Below are 19,836 nucleotides of genomic sequence, written 5' to 3' on the forward strand. Positions count from 1 at the left end.
TTCGCCTGCCGTTCGTCATCGGGCCTTTTTACCGTAGAGCAAAAATCGGGCGCAACGCCCGTTCCGCCGATCAAATCGCTGAAGCGACTGTTCTTCCTGCGATGTCATCAACCGTCGGGTTGCCGGCCCTTGGTTTGATGGGGCCGCAGAAGCTTCCGAGTGGAACCGGTGGTGCCTTGAGCGGCATTATGGGAGCCGAGCAGCCCATTGGGGGTCAGAACCAGATTTCCATTCGAAGGCCGCGTTCATCGCGGGGGGATCGGGGGGGAAGGCATCCGGCTTTCAAGGGCCGGGCTGTCAGCCGGTGGGCCAGTTCCAAACCCGCCAAAGCATCCAGCACATCGTCTGCTTTGACCGATCTTCCCGCGTGCGAAGGCGACGCCAGGAGGTCATCGAGGCAGGGGACGATCGGCCTGAGGATCTTCCGGCGGGCCGCGATGCCCTCCGCTTTGTGCTTGCTCGGGAGGACCTCTGCGGCCAATCGATACCAGACCAATTCGGGATGAAATTCACGGATGCGGATTTGCCTCTCCGGCGTCATCCATCGATCGACCTCGAGCAGTTTAGGCCGGAGGGCGAAGCTTTGCTTGGGTATGCCCTTCCCGAACTTTTCGCGATGCTTTTTGTTGAAAGCGGCGTAGTCGGTCAGTTCCAACAAGGTTCTCGGGGGTGGGAAAAAGACGCACGGTGCTCTTCGGCCCAAGATTTTTTTTGCGAGGGCGTCACATTCCCGGAGCTGTCCGGCCGGAGGAAGGCCGATGGGGATGTCCACGGTGACCATGACACAGCGTTGAGTGACGGCAAGAACTGTGGCAAAATCCCGACAGACGACCAGGGTCGGTGTGCGGATCGGCCACTCGTCGGCCATGACGACGACCCATCCGGCTTTGCACCCATCCACACCGGCGATCATTCTGTTATCCCTTCCTCGGTTTGAATTGGTGGTATGTCCGTAGCCCTTCGCATCGTGATGGTGTTTATGCCCCTGATGGATGGCTGGCCATCGGTCGCATTTCTTATCCTCAAGTTACAAGTTTCCATTTCCCTAGACAATCATGTTTCCCCTTCGAAGCCCCGGACTGAATCAAGGCAACCGGATATCAGTCCTCCTGCATTGCTTAGAGCTTTGGAAGGCGGAATGCAATCCAACGAGAAATGTGTCTTGAAGGCCGTATATTAGTTGATTCAAAACATGTGGGCCAAAAAGGCTGGAAACCGTGAAAGTCCAATTCCTGTGGGAAGGACGTGACCGGATAAGACTCTTGAGGAGCACCTGCCCCCTTTTGGGGGCATACAGCTCAACTGTTTGAAATTTCAAGAAGCGGTCTCAACCGTGGCTCCGCTAGGAGATCCTACTCCTTATGGTGTATCTCGATGGACGAAAAGCCCTTGGGGGTCCGAAAAAGGGTACCCCCTAAAGAGAGGTGTCCGAATGCTGGTCCAGATTTAAGGGGAGTAAGGTAGATGTTTATGCTGCCATTGCCATCAATAGGCCAATGGCAAGAAGAAGATTTTCAGCCCGCGACTCATGGGAGCTACGGCGAAATAATAAAAAGGCGTGCCAAAGAGCCATCATTAAGTGCCGAACGGCGAGATGATTCGCAGGAGATTTCGGGCATCCCGCCGGGTTGGAGCCTTTAAGCCTACTGAATCAATGGGGAGTGAAGATATGTGTTCTTTTGATGACAGGCATGTAAGATCGCCGCAGTGCTCGACATCTCCCTTTATCCGATACGGTTATCGACTTATTGCGTTCTGGCTCCATCATGATCTACGCCCAGCCCTCAGGGTTTGTAATAGGATTAACCACCACAAAGTGATGAAATAGAAATTTCAAGGAACAATAAGGAGATAAATGTCCTCGCAGCCGAATCCTTCCAGCCCATCTCTTGGGCTCACAGGGGTGTATGGAACTGAAATAGGAAAACCGACATCGCCTGCTTGTCGGGCTACGAGCATTTGCTGCGACACAGATGCCTCGGCTCGGTGCTCCACGATCCCCGGCACCCTGGAATCGAACTTATCTTTCCGCACATTGTTCAGCAGCGTGCTCTTGCAGGTAAGCTAGCCAATAAGGCGAAGGTCTGCAAGGATACCGATATCTACCCAAGATCCCCCTGACCTGCCCGCATAGTTATGCTAAACAAGTCGCGGGCCAGATGCGCGTGGTCCACCGGAAGCCCGGTCAAGAAGCGGTCTCTCGTCCCGACGTGGTTCGGATGCGCATCTTTTTGTCAAATCATCTAGAGTTCGTCGGCCATGTGGTGCGCTCAAACCACCCAGCCAAGGCTTCACCTTGTCGGGCGCTTACGTTTTTCGTGGCCAGATGACCGAACCGCGGCTGTCACGAAAACCTCGGGTTTGACCAAAGAGCGGGCCATACAACTTCCTCCGGGAGACACTGCGGGGGCTCAGGCCGGCCCGTCATGCATGCCGCGGAGCCTCTGGAGAAGCAGGCTCGCGTGGAGCATAGCCTTTGGGACGCTAGTGCTCACGGTACACCCCATAGGTGATTTGAAATCGGGGCTGCGGCCTGAGCCTGACCTTAATGGCAAAATCAGGCAAAAGAACCAACTGGTCAGCCGCGCGACGGATGGTCTTTTGGAAAAATCACATGATCTGCCGTGCCCATAGGGGTACCGCTCCCTGGGGGGACCGTCTACGACGTGTGTCATGGCCAGTCAAAGGAATACGATGGATGAAATAGAAAAGAGAACGAACGCGGCATGCTGAGCACGAAGAAAATGGCGGCGGATCCGCATGCGTAGGCGGGTTGTGCCGGACAAAGATGAGGTAAGCTTGGAGTGAGATGGGAATGAAAAAAAAGACTTGAGCGATGTCGCCCAAGTCCTTGGCTTCTGGAGCCGGCGATGGGATTCGAACCCGCGACCTGCTGATTACGAATCAGCTGCTCTACCCCTGAGCTACGCCGGCCCACGGCGTGAAGCGCCATATAGCACGCGGCGTTAGATCCGGTCAAGTGGCAACGCAAGGCTGGATAACATAAGCAGGTAGTGTCAACCGCTTTGTGTAAATTCATTACCCCTCCAACTGCTTCCAAAGGGGCAGATTTTTAGCGACTTTTCCGAGAGGATTGGATCTCCAGGGGAGCTCCATCTTCAATGCAATGAATGCAAGGAGGGTGGAGCAGGACTGCACACCTGCCACGATCTCCATCGGCCTGGTTCTTCTCTGAAACTCTTTATTGAGCCTCTCGATGATGTTGGTGGTTCGAAGAGAGATCCATTCTTCTTCAGGGAAGTGGAAGAAGGTCAGGCACGCATCCAGGCTCTTCTCCAGACATTTCACCGCGGATGGGATAGGCTTTTCCCATCTTTCCTTGAATTCCTTGAAGAACTCCAGGGCCTTGTCCCGACAGGAGGCATAGAAGATGGACCTCATCGCGTCTGCCACCTCTTGTGTGAACTTCTGAGGAACCTTGGCCGGAACGTTTCGGGCCACATGAACTTGGCAGCGCTGGATCTTCGCTTTGGGAAACTCTTACTTAAAGACGGCCTCCAGCCCCGGCAGCCCATCCATCACTCCCAAAGTGATCCTGGAAGCCTCAAGGCCTCTTCTTTTAAGATCTTTGAAGAACTCTCTCCAGGTGGGGGCCGATTCCTTGTCTCCCGCCTGCAGCCCAAGCACATACCGGCACCCCTGCTCGGTCACTCCAATGACAACGAGCACGGGGACCTTCTCTATGGAATCTCCACTCATCATAGCGAAGTTGACCCCGTCGACGAACAGATACTTTAGCGGCTCTTTCGACAGGTCCCTGTTTCTCCACTTCTCCACGGCTTCTTTAAGCTCACCGCTTGCCTGGCTGATCTCGGTGTGGGAGATCTTTCTTCCCACGCGAGCCGCTCGGTCATCATGGCTGGAGTCCGTGTGCTCACCCCACCCAGAAACATCAGGCACAGATCATGGGCAATCTCGCTCTCATAGGGCTTCGAGCGGGGAAGAACCTGCGTGTGGGACTCACCGTTTCTCTCCCGAGGGACCTTGGTCCAAACCTCCCCGATTCCCTTGAGAGTCAATCTTCTTTCGTAGTAGCCGTTTCGGGAGTTGGCGGCTCCCGGCTCCGCCTCACCCGCATCTTTCCTCTCGTAGGGCACTCTTGCGAGGAAATGGGTGATCTCGGCATTCATCATCTCAGAAAGATACCGTCCAACTCTTTCCTTTACATCCAGCCGAACCATCTGGAATATCTGCTCCGGGTTTTGCCGAATCTCTTTGAAAATGCTTACCACCTCGGGTACACTGATTTCGATTCTCATTGGGCGCTTTTCCTTTCTTTGAGGTTGTTTTGGGCGAAACCCTCTCTTAACGGAAAAGCGCCCTTTTTTCTACTGCTTAGAACTTGCACAAAAAATCTTAAACCACCGAGTTTTCCGTAACGCTTCTTTCAGTCACACAACCAGCTTGGGACCTACACGATCCACCGCAAACGCCCGAGCGTGGCAAGGCCTGTCTTTATCGCTCCGGTGCCCACAAAATTCTAAAGGAGGCCAAGTGCGTCCTGAGGGACCCATGCGGCGCTCAGATTTACGCAGGATTTTTCACCGGCCTGGTGCCCTCCCATAAGCTCCCAAGAGGACATCATGCTGCCTAGCGAGTTTCTCTTCCAGTTGAGTGGTCTTCTTTTCCCGTCTGTAAGCTCGAAGGTCCCGGCTAGTTTTGAAAGCCCCCCGATCTCATCTCAAAGAACGCCTCGCAGCAAAGGTGAGGGAGCATGGTATCATGGCCAACTCCTTCCAAATATCGCGAAGCGCGATCCTCTCCACGAGGCGCCCCCCTTTAGAATGCCGACCTTTTCTTCAGCACTGGAATTTTTTCGTTTACAGCAGATTGGATCTACATCTTCAGACATCTCGGCTCAGATAAAGGAAAAATTGCAATATCCCGTAGATTTTTACGCGTAGTACCCTGCCAACGGCGCGAAGCGATAATCAGGGCGAAGGCATCCTGAAGCAATCCTTGTGTTGACAGGCATTGTTTCTCCTGACATACTATTTCAAATTTTAAAAAAGGTCGCCGCCTTAGATCCCTGCAAGGCCGACCTGGATACGTGAATCGTGCTGAGGGGAACCCGTAATGGAGCTTCTCTTTGTTACAGCACGCAATCGTCAAGTGGCCTCGGCGCGTTTCAATAAAGACGGCCTCATTATCATTGGAAGCGCGCAGGGATTATCGCTACCCGGAGAGGGCATCCTGCCCGAACATGCTCGCATTATTCGAAAACGAAACGACTTCTACATCGAGCCCATCGCTGACGCTCCTGTGTCGGTAAACGGGAAAAAGGTTTCAGGCCCGTCACGGCTGGACGATGGGGATTGGGTTTCCTTAGGACATTCCGTTTTCCAGGTAAAGATACCGCCGCCGACCGACAAACCCGATGAGGTTGAAAAGGACGGGAACATCGAATCGCCAACCTCTCGTCGATTTTTGATCGGGAGATTGTTGGATAGTGATGTCCCCATTCCGTCTCCCTTGGTTTCCCGCCGGCATGCCGAGGTGACCCTTTCGGATGGTCGTGCTTACCTGAAGGATCTCAACAGCACCAATGGGACGTTCCTCAACGGCGAAAGGGTCGTAGGGACGAAAATTCTTCGCCCGGGCGACAAAATCCAAATCGCCACGTTTAGTTATGTTTTCGACGGACAGCGGCTACAGCCACTGGACACCCTTGGTTTGATCCGGATCGAAGCCCACGCTTTAGGCAAGAAAGTGCACGACCGCTCCTCGGGACGATCCAAATGCCTTCTAGACAATGTGGACGTGGTTATCGAACCTGGTGAATTCGTAGTCATTTTCGGTTCCAGCGGCTCAGGAAAATCGACGCTTCTGGATGCTCTGAGCGGCAGGCGGCCGGCTGGGCAGGGAAAGTTATTTTACAATGGCATCGATTTTTACGCCTGCATGGACCTTTTTCGAAAAAACATCGGATACGTCCCTCAACAGGATATCGTCCATAGAAAGATAAAGGTACAAAGGGCCCTCCACTACACAGCAAGACTGCGGCTCCCCACCGACACGTCCCCCGATGAGATCGACGCTCACATTCAAAGGGTATTGGATCAATTGGGATTGCGGGAAAAGGCTTGGTGTTCCATCGATACCCCGACACCGCTGAGTGGGGGGCAAATGAAGAGAGTGAGCCTTGCTGCCGAGCTTATTGCCAACCCCAACGTGCTCTTTTTGGATGAGGTTACGAGTGGATTGGACGCCGGGACGGACAAGAGGATGATGCAACTGTTTGCCGAACTCGCTTCGGAAAAAAAGAGCGTTGTCTGCGTCACCCACACATTGGAAAACGTGGCCGCGTGTCATCTCGTTCTCCTGGTCCATCAAGGCAAGGTGATCTTCTTCGGTCCTCCAAAGGAAGCGATGGTCTACTTTGGGGTTTCCCGTCTTCCGGAAATTTACGAAACCATCGAAGAGCAGTCCGCCACGGCCATGGCCGAAAGGTATTTAAAATCCGAACTCTACGAGGAATTCGTCCGCCGCAGATACACCACGTCGAAAAAAGAGTCATCTCAGCAAGCATTTCCGACGCAACTGCGAACCCAGCCTTCCAAATTGAAAGATTCGCTGCTGCAGTTTTGGATGCTGGTGCAGAGATACGTGGACCTATTGCTCTCGGATCGCCGCAATTCCCTCATGCTTCTGGCGCAGGCTCCTATCATCGCTTTGCTAATCGGGCTTGTCTTCGACATTTCCGGCGAGCCTCAGGCCAAGCTGCTTGGAGAATCGCAAGTGGCTTTCATGCTGGTCCTGTCCGCAATTTGGTGCGGCTGCCTCAATTCTACGCGGGAAATCGTCAAGGAGCTTCCCGTTTATTTAAGAGAACGGGCTGTGGGATTGGGGCTTGTGCCGTACCTTTTCAGCAAATTCCTGCCGCTTGCGATCTTATGCGCCCTGCAATGCACCATGCTGTTGGGTGTGGTGACCGTCCTGACCTCGTGGTCCGGCCCTTTCGCTGCCAGACTGTCGGTACTCGCCGCGACGGGCATCGCCGCAACGGCCATGGGACTTGCCGTGAGCACAGTAGTGAATACCAGCGACAAGGCTGTGGCGCTTGTCCCGATTCTTCTCATTCCTCAGGTGATTTTTTCGAATTTCGTGGTTGCTCTTGGGCAGGTCGAAAAAACCCTCGCCCGTGCCATGATTCTTGCTTACTCAGCCTTTGAGGCGATGAAGAACCTCTTCTCTGATGAAGTCAGGGGGCTCGTTCAGGTGGAAACGGGTCTGGCGCAGAATATGGTTGCCATCTGCCTGATGACGCTGGTTTGCCTGGCGTTGGCTGTGGGCGGTTTGAAATGGAAGGATGGCAGGACCTTATGAAGGAGAGGTCGATCATGGAAAATACCGGTGCCGAAGGAAGTCGGCTGACATGTGGTCGCTGCCGAGGGCAGACCACCAGGCTGGAATTGAGCACCAATGAGTATCGCTGTCCGCATTGCGGACTGGAGATGGCTTACCTAGACGTCGCTCCCAACGGCAGCATTCGGGGTGTTTTCGGATATGTGAGGGATGAAGGAGAGATCATCAACGAGCGCTATAAGATTGAAAAGTTCCTCGGTAAGGGAGGATTTGGGGCGACTTACCTTATCAGCGACCTGAAGTTGAAAGGCAAACGTCGAGCTCTCAAAGAGATCCCTCAACTCATGTTCGACGAAAGTGAAGTGAAGGTCTTGAGTCAGCTGCATCATCCTTTTATTCCAGACATCATCGACCGATTCGACATTGACGGCATGATTTACCTCGTTTTGGAATACGGGGGGGACAAAACCATCGCCCAGTATTGTGAAAACCACGGTGGACCCGTACCGCTGGATACCGCGCTGCCGTGGATGAGCCAAGTTTGCGAAGCCTTAGATTACCTCCACTCCCAAGACCCTCCCATCATTCATCGAGACCTGAAACCCGACAACATTCTACTCGACCAAAACAACCGAATTATGCTCATCGATTTTGGGATTTCAAAAGAATTCGACAACGCTTTGTTCACGAGGACCATAGCGCGAGCGGCCTCCCATGGATTCAGCCCCCCAGAGCAAGTGCTGAGTACCGGAACCGACGAACGTTCGGATATTTACGCTTTTGGGGCGACTTTCTATTTCGTCCTTTCCGGCAAGGTGCCTCCAGCGGCTCACGACCGAATCGCCGGCAAGGAACTGGTCCCTCTTTCCGAATTGGCGCCTGGAATCCCCCTGGCCCTGAGTGAGATACTGCAAAGGTGTCTGAACCTGAACATGAACGAGCGCCCCCAATCGGTCCGTGAGATTCAGGATGTGCTGGACACCTTGAAGAGGGAAACGGGCCCGCTGGATGTCCACGCCATGCGGACGATTCGGGTGGAGGAAACTCGCGGAACCGCTTCCGTCCGAGCCATGTTTTCGCCAAAGATGGGCGAGACGGCGAATCGGATTCCTGCGTCCCTGGGAGCACAACCATCACGGCGATCAAAAACGATTGTGGGACTGCTCTGCCTCTTGGCCGCAGTTCTTCTAGCGGTTGGGTATGTCCACTTCTACCACAAGAAGGATGCGGTTAGTCGAGTCACGAATGATAGTTCAGCCGACCGGTTGCCCCCGGTGTCGGAGAGCAGCGGCGTCACTGAATCAATGAAACCACCCGAGGCCAAACCAAGTACCGACACCTCAGTGGGACAAGCTAATGTTGACCAGCCCTTGAGTTCTTCAGAATCAGGGCAGTTAAGAGGCGAGGGTGGTCCCAAGCCTACAAACGAAAAATCGGCGAGCGCCCTGGACGTGCTAAAGGAGAGCCGGATTCCAAAGTCTGACACGACGGATGCCCCTGAGAGCACCTCTATGCCGCCTAAAGTTCGGAAAAAACCCGCATCACCGCCAACATCTCAGAAAACTGAAGGTTGGGGTTATCGTCCTACAGTCGATATAAAAAAATATTGAGATCACTGCAATAAAACTTTGCATGAACCATGAATCGGTTTGTTGAGCCTATATCTTTGGGGCTCGACGGTAGGATGGTTGTTTCATAAGAAAGCTCCACCGTCTCGCGGGTCTTTAACTTATCATTTCTTCAAAATAGGAGGGGGGTATGATGACTAGAGTGTCGGTGTGGGAAAGAATCTGGATTTTTTTGACGGCCGTTGTGATTTCCACAGTGGGCTTTGCAGGGACTGATAACGCTCAAGCTCAGCAGTTCTCCTTGCCGGGCACCTATGCAATCAAGATTTATCACGTCAGTTCTTTGCTTTACCCCTATGTTCAAGTCTATTTTCGAACTTATGACGTAAATGGACTGCCCCTCGTGAATTTAAATGAGCGAAACATTGGTCTCATGGTGAAGGGGCGCAGCTATGATCCCATGAAGCGGCAGTATTTCGTTCAGAATCTGCGCCAGAGAAAAGAGCCTGTCCGTACGGTGATTGTTCTCGACGCCAGCAAATCCATGGCGGGGAAGCCGTTCGAAGCGGCGTTGCAGGCTTGCGCCCGCTTTATCGATAGTAAGCGTCCGCAGGATGAAGTCATGGTGCTCGCCATTCGTGACACGAAAGACGGCTATGAAGTCGTCTCAGAATACGAGCGGGATCCTGGGGCCTTGGGGAGGCGTCTCGCTGACGTCAAGTGCGATGGGATTAAGACACGCCTTTACGACAGCATTGGAGCTGCCATGCAGGCGTGCGTCGTGACGCCCCAAGGGTCTATTGAACCCGATGCCTCCAACTACGTCGTTTCCTGCTCGATCGTCGTTCTCTCGGACGGAAAGGATGAGGGGAGCGCCATATCTAGGGAGGAGCTGAATACTCGCATTTCCAATTTGTCCTTTCCCATACCGATTTATTCTTTGGCCTACACCAAAGTGAGTCCAGAACATTTCAAAAATCTCGAATCCATTAGCAAGAATTCCTTGGGAAAATATTATCTCATCGGTGAAGCCTATCATCAAATGCAGCAAACGGTGGAAGAAATCCAATACATTATCCAAGGTGACTACGTCCTCACATTTAAGTCACCCATCCCTGTGGACGGAGAAGCGCACGCATTCAAAATCGGGGTTGAATTTCCAACCGGAAGTGGAAAATACACCTACGATGGTGGTCGATTCGAAGCGATCAGCCCTCCGCCCGCTTCGCAAATCATGCAGAAAATTGCGGAGATCAATAAAGCGGTTCCGCCCCTTCCAGAAGGAGGTAATCCCTTTTTTGCCGAAGGCTCGTCGATTGTCACTCAACCGTCTCAGTAGGCATTCTGGGGGAGGGGGGAAACTATGCGCGCGATTCGTTTGGTGGATCGACATAGGCTCGTCACCATTGCAATGTGCTGTGTCCTGCTCCTGACAGCCTGTGCAACAGACCCGCAGCAATCCCAGCAGCAGGCTGCGGGAGCTCTGACAGGAGCCCTTTTGGGAGCGGCTGTGGGGGGCCTGGCGGGAAAAGACGTCAAGTCGGCCATCATAGGGGCTGCTGCAGGGGGCGTACTCGGTTTTGCGGCAGTCACGTTGTCCCAATACCAGGCTCGTCAGGTGCGGACAGCTGAGGAGGATCAAAAGGTTTACGGACTGACTCCGGTCAACACCACACCACTGGTAAAAATCAGAAGTTCAAGCTGCACACCGACAACCGTTCGAAAGCAGGGTCAAATGGATTTTATTGCTGATTACTCCGTGAGCGCTCCAGGAAACCTCCATGAGATCAATGTTGAAGAGGCATTGAGTGTCAAGAAGGCCGACGGACAGGTGTTGGTGGATTTAATGCGGGAACAGAAGGTGCGCCAACCCGGCGGATACCAAGTGGGGGGGAAGATTCAAATTCCAGCTTCAGTCGAACCTGGAGAGTATTTCATTGAATTTAAAATTCGGACAGGAACAAGTTACGATGTCGTTTCGTCAGTGTTCAAAGTGGCCGGCTAGTCTGGCGCAACTCATATCTCGGAGAGCCCTGCTCTTGTGCGTTTTGATTTCCATCGTGAGCCCCGATACGTTGGGAATGTCTGGAGCCTTTGAAGCGTGGGAACCAGACGCTAGTGTCGACATCGGGAGCTCAAGAGATGCGAGGAGGATCATCTCATCTCGCTGGCCGCTTCGTGAGGATTCGGACCCAGTTTCCAATTTTGTCCGAAATATTGGAGGTCGCCTTGTAAGAAACGCTGTGCCGCAACAAGGGCAAGAGTGGTCAGTCCTTGTCATTAGAGATTTGGCGATAAGGGCCTTCTCAGTCAAGGGCAGGGCAATTTATGTGTCCGATGGAGCGGTGGCCGCCGTCGAGAGCGAGTCTGAACTTGCCGCCATTTTAGCCCACGAAATAGGTCATGAACAGGCAGGACACTTTCGGAGCACTTGGAGCAGTCGGGACTTTTTCGCCTTGAGTGCTTTGTTTAAGCCCTTTTTCGTGCAGCAAGGAAAAACGAGCCGAATGACACAGTGGTGCTCCTTGACCCAAGTGCTTTCACCGCAGAAGGAGTGGGAAGCTGACGAATATGCCCTGGGCATCCTTCGACGCTCAGACTACGACCCGAAAGGCCTCCTAGACCTGGCCCAAAGGCTCGCACATCAATTCCCTTCGGAATTCGCATCATGGCGGATTCTCCGTATCAAGCAGTGGCTGCAACAACATCCACCTAAAGGTGCTCACAATTCTCCTGATTTCATTGAAATACAAAAGGTTGTTCGAAAAGAATTCTCGTCCCTCGAACAGTATAGGGGTGCACAGAAAATTGAAGGTCCCGATTTATCACCTCCCCATGACTGTTTTTAAGATAGGCTTTAGTCGGTGGGATTTCATAAATACATGGTAATGTCTTATTGTAGATATCATAACGAGCCGAAAACCTCTTATGGTGATATGGAAAATTTCTCAAGAACCCATGGAAACCCTTTGGAGCTTAGCCGAGACCCTAAGGTGAGCTTTATGGTGCAATGGAACTTTCGCACGGCGAATGTGCTTTCTTGATGTGATCGGGTCTTGAGAGAAGGCCGTGTGAGCGAGCCCCGACCCGACAAGAAAGAGGTGATATTGAACACTTGAGGGGCTTGGCTGGAACAAGAGGAAATCTATCAGTTTCGGCGGGTGAGCCTGGGCGCCGAGAGGCTATGGGATGCTAAGGGGCACGGCTGATCCCGCCCGATATCCATCTGGAAAGCCGCCGGACGTCGCTTTCCACGGGTGAGGATTTCGTGATCCGCCTTTATGAAAGGCGCGGTCCGAGCCGGCCGTTCTCCAACGAGATCGGGTTCGATCCGGACTTGGAGCGATGGCCGTCCGGAAAGTCGGCCACCAATGTGCTGATGTTGACGCTGGGGGGATTGTCCCATACATCCTGCGCAATCTAAGGCAAAGTGGATTTTAGCCCCATTTCGCCCGTACGATATGGTGCCAAGTGACATTGTGTGAAGAGCGTCACCAAAAAACTCATTGATCTGGCAACTCGTGTTACGCGAAGCGGCCGTCGACGGAAAACGCAGATCGGCCGGCCTTGGCCGGCCTTTCAGGCGTGTCGCAGGGTTTGTCTTGGGTTTTGCCCAGGATAAGAGTAAGGATACTCGTTGCACACGACTGGAGCGAGCTCTGTTCAACGTTGAACGGGGGGTGAAGCGTACCCGAAAACAGCTGAGATGCTCATTATGAGATTTTTTCTGCCGCTCCTAGGTCGTGGACCAGAGGAATGCGCTGAGTCAGGATATTGTCAGCCGGGAAAAACGGCTGTTCCGGGCCCCTAAGTCTGCTTTCTTAACAGAGTCTCAGGAATTCAGGATCGGGATAATCTAGACGAAGGAAAAGAAAGATGAGAACTCGAAGCCAAACGATTTGTTTTTGTGGTCTAGCTGGCCTCGTGATCCTCGCTCTTGTCTCTCTCGGCTGTACGACGGCGCACGTCATGCTGGACCGCTTTATGAGTGATTTTCGAGAACTTACGAAAAGCTGGAAGGCTCCTCCCGAAGGTTCCCAAGAAACTTTGAAGATAGAAAGCATAACCTGCGAGCCGAAGCAGATCAAACCGGGAAAAGAACTGGAAGTCCTCGTAGAGTACTCCGTCCGCCCTCCTGAAACAAGAAAAGCGCTGCGCATACGCGAAGAATGGGTTCTCAAGCGGGGTGAAATGGAAATTTCCACGTTGGCAAAAGATGAAAAAGAGCGGGAACGAGGAACGTATCAAATTGGTGGCCGCATCCAGGTGCCAAAGAGCGTTCAACAAGGAAAGTACACAATTGAGCAAAAAATAGAGACCTGCCCTTCCGACGGGACGCAAGACTGCTTGAACGACGTGATGGCTTGCGCTTTCGAAGTCTCTTTCTAAGCATTGGAACTGCAAAGATTGTCAGGACGTCGAGGGGTCCAGGGGTCGCGGGGATTCTCGGATCACATGGTCTTCTCTAGGTGAAAAGCAAGCCAAAGGGGGGTATCCTCAAGTATTCAGCCAAGCGGCTAGGACTATCGCGACTCCGAACGTCCCGTTGAGCAAATCCATTTGGGGCGTGTCAGCTCACATCCTTCCTCGTGATGAGTGCACCTTCCGTGTGAAAAGTTGACAGCAGATTCTATTGCATCAGATAAAAATCAATTCAATATAATATGTGCCCCCAGAAATAATTATAAATAGAATGTTTTATTGGCTTAAGTGAGGCGACAACAAGTGTTCAGAAAATATGATGATGGTTTTTGACTTGACGCGTGAAATCCCTTGTCATGAGGGGAAACTGTGAAGAGAGATCGGGAAGGCCGATTTAAATGATGGTCATGACGAAGCCCACGAGCTGGTTTGCTTTATCGGCCGGACCGAAACCTTGGTGGATGTGTTCACGGAGTCCCCGGCCGACAAGTGTCCCGTATTCGAAGCGTGCGAGGCTTTTGCCAGCGTCTTGAGAGCACCCAAGCAGAGGTCCATGTCATTCTGAAAAAATTTTTCCAGCCAGCGGCGGGTCAAAAAGGGTGGAAGACTATGTGCGCCATGACACTGCATCTCCGGCGGAACGGCGTGAAGCTTTTGAGCAGCATGAGGGCTTTACGACCAGGGAAGCCGCTGATCGCTAGGAGCATTTGGCTCAAGTGATCCGCACATTTGAACAAAACGTTGCCTGGCAGAACCACGGTTTTCCCAAAGATCATCGATTCATTTGAAGACTTTGGGATTTCAAAAGCTTTCCTCGTATAAAAAGTGAAAGATCATGGATTTGCAATCGCAGGAGAACCTCAAGTTTTAGACACCCAACCAATATCTAACCCTTTAAAAAAATGAGAAACTATCATGCCATATCGTAGGCCTCTGTTAGAATGACTGAATGCCGACTTATATTGCATCTGTCTTGATGAGCGCGGAAGCGATGGGGACAATAGCGCATTTTTCATTGATGCCCCTATATGTTTTTTGAGCGGGGCTTCATGATCTCTGTGTGTGCGTCCTATCTGACCTTGCCCAAATGAACCTTGAAAGTCGACGGTTGTTGCGCATCCTGGGTTATCGTTGATGGAGGCAAAAGAACCGTACCTGGCCATCGCTGCATTCAAGCATCTGACCGGGATCGCGCCGGAAGAGCCGCAATTCTATCGCGATTTGCGGATCGCGTGGGCGGAAGCGGGGATTAGCACCGGAGGCCGTCAAAGCTTTGCGGGAAGTATTATCTCGCCCATGTCGAGGTCTTTTCCCATGGGTTGAACTTATTGCCCTGGCAAAGCTGATGGCAAATTCCGGGCTCGCCGAAGCAAGGGGTCACTCGTTGATTTGTCGCGTGTTGACTGGCCTCTTCGGCGCAATATGCCGCTTGACCTGCGTGTGGTCATCTTATTGGATTCAGACGACTTGGACATAGACCTATGGGTGACCGGTCCCGACAATGAATAAGCCTGCTATGGAAACAATCCGGCATATCGAAGCGGTGGCGTGTCGGATCATTTTCCCGGCGGCTATAGACCGGAGGAGTTTTCCCTAAGGCGCTTAAAATGGAAGGTGTTTGGTTCAAGTTCAATGCTACGGCTACCGCCAGCAGGTTTTGTCCGGACCAACACCCCTCATGGTGGGATTGACAACCGGTTTCGGTACATCGGCCAAGGGACGAATCGCTTAATCATTGCTTGTCATTCGCGAACGAGGTGGTAGCCATCACTAAATTCGAAATTGAAGCGGTGATGAAAGAAGTTGGCAGGCCCTATGAGACGAAATGAGACTTTATCGGCCCCTTATTCATGCGAGTCATCAAATCATAGCCAGCTGCCTTTTAGCCGCAGTCCATTCATTTTTCGGGGGTAGGCGTCTCGACCCTATCGGCACAGAGGGATCAGTGGCGCACCGCATAGGTAAGATTCTTGCAAATTTTTAACAGTGAATGCAAAAACTTAAGCTCTAAATCTTAATGGCGGGTTGGCCGAGATGAGCCCCGCAGAGCCCTAACGAGGCGAGGTCAATTCCACCACAAATCCGAGGAGCGTCAGGTCTTGATGGCCACGCACTTGATCTCCACCTGGGCCCCTCTGGGCAAAGCGCTCACCTGCACCACGGCCCGAGCCGGCTTATGCCCCGCAAAGGCATCTTCATAAATGGTGTTGAAGGTTTGAAATTTCCCGAGATCCGTGAGGAAGACGTCCACGGCGGCCACATCGCGCATCCCGTAGCCCGCGGCTTCAAGGACGGCACGGATGTTCCAAAGCGCCTGGCGAGCCTGCTCTTCGAAGCCGTCGCCGACCAGCTGTCCGGTTTCCGGGACCAAGGGAATCTGGCCGCTCACAAAAAGCCATGGACCTGCCTGGACCGCTTGGCTGTATGGGCCGATGGCGGCCGGGGCCTTGTCGGTGTGGACCACATCAAGAGCCATGATCGTCCTCCGTGGATGTGTTGACGAATGCCCTGGGAGTGCTCCCTTGTACCATCCGAAAAGACGGTTGCCAAGCCGCTCCCATGTCTTTAAGATGCCTTCTGAGGATTCTTTGGAATGTCGAAACGTTGAGTGACGCACAGACGGTAGGCGGCGGGGGACGCGTGGGTTCCTTTCCCGTAAAAAAAATCCTCATGTACAGTCACGACACCTTCGGTTTGGGCCACATCCGGCGCACCCTGGCCATCGCCCGAAGCTTGCGGAAAGTCCCCGCCACCGTGTTGATCCTCACAGGTTCCCCCCTTGTCGGCCGCTTCAATATCCCCCGAAGAGTGGATTTCGTTCGCGTCCCCGGAATGATCAAAGTGACCAACGAACAATACTTGCCCCTGTCGATGAAACTGGAGGCCACCGAAGTTCTGGAGATCCGAAAAAGCATTATCCTCAGCACGGCTCAGGCTTTTTGCCCCGATTTTTTTATCGTGGACAAGGCCCCTCTGGGTTTGAAACGCGAAGTCATGGATACCCTTCACTGGATGCGCGAGGCGCTCCCGAGGTGCACTACCATTCTGGGCTTAAGGGATATCATGGACGGGGCTGAGGCCACCGTGGAGGACTGGGAGAGCAAAGGGATTTACGGGGCCATGGAGACCCTGTACGACGAAATCTGGGTTTATGGCGACCGATCCTTTTACGACCCGGTCCGGGAGTACCGCATTCCGGAGACCGTGGCGCGCAAAATCACTTTCACCGGCTACATCCCGCGGCATGTGCCGTCCGCCTCGGATGTCAAAGGGGTTCGTGAGGAGCTGGGATTGGATGCCGGGGTCAAGATGGTCCTGATGACCACCGGGGGCGGCGGCGATGGATTTCCCGTGGTCAACACTTTCCTCAAAGCTTTTGAAGAGCATGCGCCGCCCCGAGACATGCGTGCGGTCATCGTCACCGGACCTTTCCTTTCCCCGATGCTCTTCAAGGAAGTGGCTCGCCGGTGCGAACTTTTGGGTTTTCACGTTTTCCGGTTTCATCGGTTCATGGAGGGACTCATCGGAGCCGCGGATGTCATCGTCAGTATGGGCGGGTACAACACGGTGTGCGAAATCATCAGCCAAAAAAAACCGTTTCTCATCATTCCCCGGACGGTTCCCCGGGAAGAGCAGCTCATCCGGGCGGAAGTTCTGTGCCGCCGTGGCTTCTGTGAATACCTCCACCCCGACCACCTCAGCCCCGCGGCCGTTTACCGCAAGGTTGTCCACCTCCTGGAAAACGGCATGGATATTTCGCAAAATGCCGTGGAATTTCCTTTCACGGCCCTGGAAGTCATTCGATCGCGCGTTTCGGGATGTGACAAGGGTTGCGGGGTGCAATGAGGCCGGAGAGCACGCGCGGGGTTGGGGAGAAGCGGGAATCGCCACGTCATGCCGGCCGCGGGGGATATTCCGCCGTAGGACGCCTTTCCGGCCTTGCGACGTCGAATCGGCGGTCGTCGGCCTTGGGTGGTGAACGCTCGGGAGCTCCCTTTCATCGCCTCGGGATGATCCTCAAGGGGTATCCCCGGATCTCCGAAAGCTTTATCATCCAAGAAGTCGAACTCTTGGAGTCCTTGGGCATCCCCATCGAGATCTATTCCCTGCGTCGCCCGAGGGAGTCTTTCAGTCATGGCCGCGTCCAGCGGATTCGAGCCCCCGTGACCTACCTTCCCGAATACGTGCTTCCCAATCTTTCCTCCCTCCTTGGGGCCAACCTCCGACTGTGGGCCCGGCTGGGGACCCGATACGTCCGGTGTTTTGAGGAAGCCGTGCGTCGGGCCGTGGGGCGTCGCTCTCCCGCCACAGTACGCCATTTCCTGCAAGGGGGCTATCTGGCGTGGCATCGGTTGATGGGACGTCCCGTGCGGCATCTTCACGCGCATTTCTGTCACACGCCCACATCGGTGGCCTATTGCGCTTCCCAACTGACGGGCCTGCCCTACAGCTTCACCGCCCATGCCAAGGATATCTACACGTCGGATGCCGACCAATTGCTGCGAAAAATGGCTCGAGCCCGGTTTGTGGTCACCTGCACGGACTACAACGCCCGCTATCTCCGATCTCTATGGAATGGAGCGTGCGGCCGCGGAGGCGCGGCCGTCCCCATCCACACCATCTATCATGGGATTGACCTCCGGTTTTTCACTTACGGCACGTCTCCTCCGCCTCCCCCGCCCTTCCGGGTCCTTTCGGTGGGTCGAATCGTGCCGAAGAAAGGCTACGATGACCTCCTGCGGGCGCTGAAAACCTTGGAGACGTCGGGGATTGATTTTCGTTTCGACCATATCGGGTCCGGGGAAGACGGCGAAAAGATCCGCGATGTGGCCCGTCGCCTCGGATTATGGAAGCGGGTCGTTTTCCATGGGACACTCCCGCACGAGAAGGTCCTGGATTTTTACCGGGCATCGCATGTGTTCGTCCTCGCCTGCAAAACGGCCCCCAATGGGGATCGGGACGGAATTCCCAACGTGCTGGTGGAAGCCATGGCGGTTGGCTTGCCGGTGGTGAGCACACGCCATTCGGCCATTCCGGAACTCATCGACGACGGGGTCACGGGGACTTTGGTCCCGCCGGGTTCCCCCGACGCTTTGGCCGGGGCGATCAAGAAGGTTCTGGAAGCCGGCTCGTCCCTCGACACCCAAAGACGCGCCGCACGAATGAAGGTGGAAACCCATTTCGACAACCGCCGTTGTATCCGAAACCTTTTTGACCTGTTACGGGAGGCTGTCGGCATTTCTTGAGAATCGCCTTTTATTGCCCCAATAAACCCCTAGGGCATCCCGAACCTTCCGGGGACCAGACCATCGCTCAGGGTCTTGTTCGCGCTCTGGGAGATCTCGGACATCCCTGCCGGGAAGTGAGCACTTTTCGAGCGCGATGGTTTTGGAGACAAAAAGGGGGATGGCGGCAGGCGATTCAAGGAGGTGTTCAGGCGCTGCGCCGGTGTGGAACATGGCGCCCGCACCTCTGGCTTACCTACCACACCTATTACAAGGCACCGGACGTCATCGGGCCGTGGCTGTCCCGTCTTTTGGATATCCCGTATGTGCTTTTTCAGCCCATGTACGGCACTCGGCGCCGGCGCGACCCCAAGACGCGTCCGGGGTTCTTTCTCAACCGATGGGCCTTGAGGCGCGCCGACCTGGCGGTATTCAACAATAGACGGGATCAGCCGGCCTTGGCGCGGGTCGTTTCCTCAACTCGGTTGGCTTATCTGGCTCCGGGCATTTTTCCGGAGATGTTTTCTCGGGACGACGCGGGCGGAAGGGCCGTCCGGCGCCGCTACGGCATCTCGGACGATGACTGGGTAGTGCTGACGGTGGCTCGGTTTCGTCCGGGGGTGAAATGGGAAAGCTTGCATTTTCTCTTTCAGGCCCTGGTGCAGCTGCGGGAAGTGGATGTGCCGTGGCGCCTCATGGTGGTTGGCGACGGTCCTTTGGAAGCCAAGGTTCGCCGAGCAGCCGCGGCATCTGTCGGCGGGCGTGTCGTGTTTGCCGGGCGCGTGGCCCGGGAGGATTTGGCTCCATGTTACAGCGCGGCGGATCTTTTCGCCTTTCCCGGTATCGGAGAATCCTTGGGGATGGTGTATTTGGAAGCCCAAGCGTGCGGCCTTCCGGTTGTGGCGCTGCGGGACGGAGGCGTGGATCAGGTGGTCGCCGACGCCGTCACCGGAGTGCTGATTCCCAATAGGGAACCAGCCCTGTACGGCGAGGCGATTTTGCGGTTGCTGAGGGATGAGCCGCGCCGACAGCACATGGGCCGGGAGGCTGAGCGGTTTGTCCGCAGGTACCGAAACTTTCACGTCCAGGCCCGGTATTTGGCCGGACTTTTGGAATGGCTCGTCAATAGAGCGTCGGGGAAGTTTTTTTCCTAAACACCTTGGGGCTTCTCTGTGCTCGTTTCTGGAGGCCATCTCATCCTTGAAAATGGAGCCACACCGGGATACTGGACCGGAAGAAGGTCGTTCCGGCTCGCAAATCGTCAAGATCCATTCCGAGGGTTCCGAAAAGTGGCT

The 19,836-nt window shown here is 54.2% G+C and carries 12 protein-coding genes, 1 tRNA gene and 1 pseudogene; 10 read left to right on the forward strand and 4 right to left on the reverse strand.

Translation table 11 applies throughout. From position 1 onward, the window contains the following. Nucleotides 1-214 precede the first annotated feature (214 nt). The 3 genes and pseudogenes from ACZ5K9_RS08115 to ACZ5K9_RS08125 form a co-directional block, all read right to left on the reverse strand. Nucleotides 215-913, reverse strand: coding sequence for a DUF429 domain-containing protein (locus tag ACZ5K9_RS08115; protein ID WP_464273911.1), 699 nt, complete (start codon nt 911-913; stop codon nt 215-217). Nucleotides 914-2,859: 1,946 nt separating this feature from the next. Beyond that, nucleotides 2,860-2,934 (reverse strand) — tRNA-Thr (locus ACZ5K9_RS08120). A gap of 105 nt (nt 2,935-3,039) precedes the next feature. Beyond that, nucleotides 3,040-4,280 (reverse strand): annotated as a pseudogene (locus ACZ5K9_RS08125) (IS256 family transposase). Nucleotides 4,281-5,097: 817 nt separating this feature from the next. On the opposite strand from ACZ5K9_RS08125, the gene ACZ5K9_RS08130 reads away from it, so the two are divergent. From ACZ5K9_RS08130 to ACZ5K9_RS08160, 7 genes are all read left to right on the forward strand, one after another. Beyond that, the gene (locus tag ACZ5K9_RS08130; RefSeq protein WP_464270838.1) at nt 5,098-7,347 is read left to right on the forward strand and encodes a DUF6404 family protein; all 2,250 of its coding nucleotides are present in this window, start codon (nt 5,098-5,100) and stop codon (nt 7,345-7,347) included. A 14-nt stretch (nt 7,348-7,361) separates the two neighbouring features. Then, nucleotides 7,362-8,936, forward strand: a complete 1,575-nt coding sequence (locus ACZ5K9_RS08135; RefSeq protein ID WP_464270839.1) for a protein kinase domain-containing protein — start codon at nt 7,362-7,364, stop codon at nt 8,934-8,936. 148 nt (nt 8,937-9,084) lie between these two features. Next, on the forward strand, nt 9,085-10,233 hold the full coding sequence (locus ACZ5K9_RS08140) for a vWA domain-containing protein (RefSeq protein ID WP_464270840.1): 1,149 nt from the start codon (nt 9,085-9,087) through the stop codon (nt 10,231-10,233). A gap of 24 nt (nt 10,234-10,257) precedes the next feature. Then, entirely contained in the window at nt 10,258-10,899 is a 642-nt protein-coding gene (locus ACZ5K9_RS08145) for a glycine zipper family protein (RefSeq protein WP_464270841.1), read from the forward strand. A gap of 76 nt (nt 10,900-10,975) precedes the next feature. Continuing rightward, nucleotides 10,976-11,743 carry a M48 family metallopeptidase gene (locus tag ACZ5K9_RS08150; RefSeq protein ID WP_464273946.1) on the forward strand — a complete coding sequence of 256 codons (768 nt, stop codon included), beginning with the start codon at nt 10,976-10,978 and terminating at the stop codon, nt 11,741-11,743. Nucleotides 11,744-12,770: 1,027 nt separating this feature from the next. Continuing rightward, nucleotides 12,771-13,283, forward strand: a complete 513-nt coding sequence (locus ACZ5K9_RS08155) for a hypothetical protein (protein ID WP_464270842.1) — start codon at nt 12,771-12,773, stop codon at nt 13,281-13,283. Between the two features lie 1,651 nt (nt 13,284-14,934). After that, nucleotides 14,935-15,048, forward strand: coding sequence for a DUF2135 domain-containing protein (locus ACZ5K9_RS08160; protein ID WP_464270843.1), 114 nt, complete (start codon nt 14,935-14,937; stop codon nt 15,046-15,048). Between the two features lie 360 nt (nt 15,049-15,408). On the opposite strand, the gene ACZ5K9_RS08165 is transcribed toward ACZ5K9_RS08160, so the two are convergent. Continuing rightward, complete coding sequence (locus ACZ5K9_RS08165; protein ID WP_464270844.1) at nt 15,409-15,792, reverse strand: RidA family protein; 384 nt, start codon at nt 15,790-15,792, stop codon at nt 15,409-15,411. 128 nt (nt 15,793-15,920) lie between these two features. Here ACZ5K9_RS08165 and ACZ5K9_RS08170 point away from each other — a divergent pair, with 128 nt between their 5' ends. The 3 genes from ACZ5K9_RS08170 to ACZ5K9_RS08180 are packed head-to-tail and all read left to right on the forward strand — an operon-like array spanning nt 15,921 to nt 19,695. Next, a complete protein-coding gene (locus ACZ5K9_RS08170; protein ID WP_464270845.1) occupies nt 15,921-17,162 on the forward strand; it encodes a glycosyltransferase family protein in 1,242 nt (413 codons plus the stop codon). Continuing rightward, nucleotides 17,159-18,562 carry a glycosyltransferase gene (locus tag ACZ5K9_RS08175; protein ID WP_464270846.1) on the forward strand — a complete coding sequence of 468 codons (1,404 nt, stop codon included), beginning with the start codon at nt 17,159-17,161 and terminating at the stop codon, nt 18,560-18,562. The genes ACZ5K9_RS08170 and ACZ5K9_RS08175 overlap by 4 nt, the downstream gene beginning before the upstream one ends. Beyond that, the gene (locus ACZ5K9_RS08180) at nt 18,559-19,695 is read left to right on the forward strand and encodes a glycosyltransferase family 4 protein (RefSeq protein WP_464270847.1); all 1,137 of its coding nucleotides are present in this window, start codon (nt 18,559-18,561) and stop codon (nt 19,693-19,695) included. Before ACZ5K9_RS08175 ends, ACZ5K9_RS08180 begins: the two co-directional genes overlap by 4 nt. The last annotated feature ends 141 nt before the right edge of the window (nt 19,696-19,836 follow it).

The sequence above is a fragment of the Desulfosoma profundi genome, assembly GCF_055387865.1.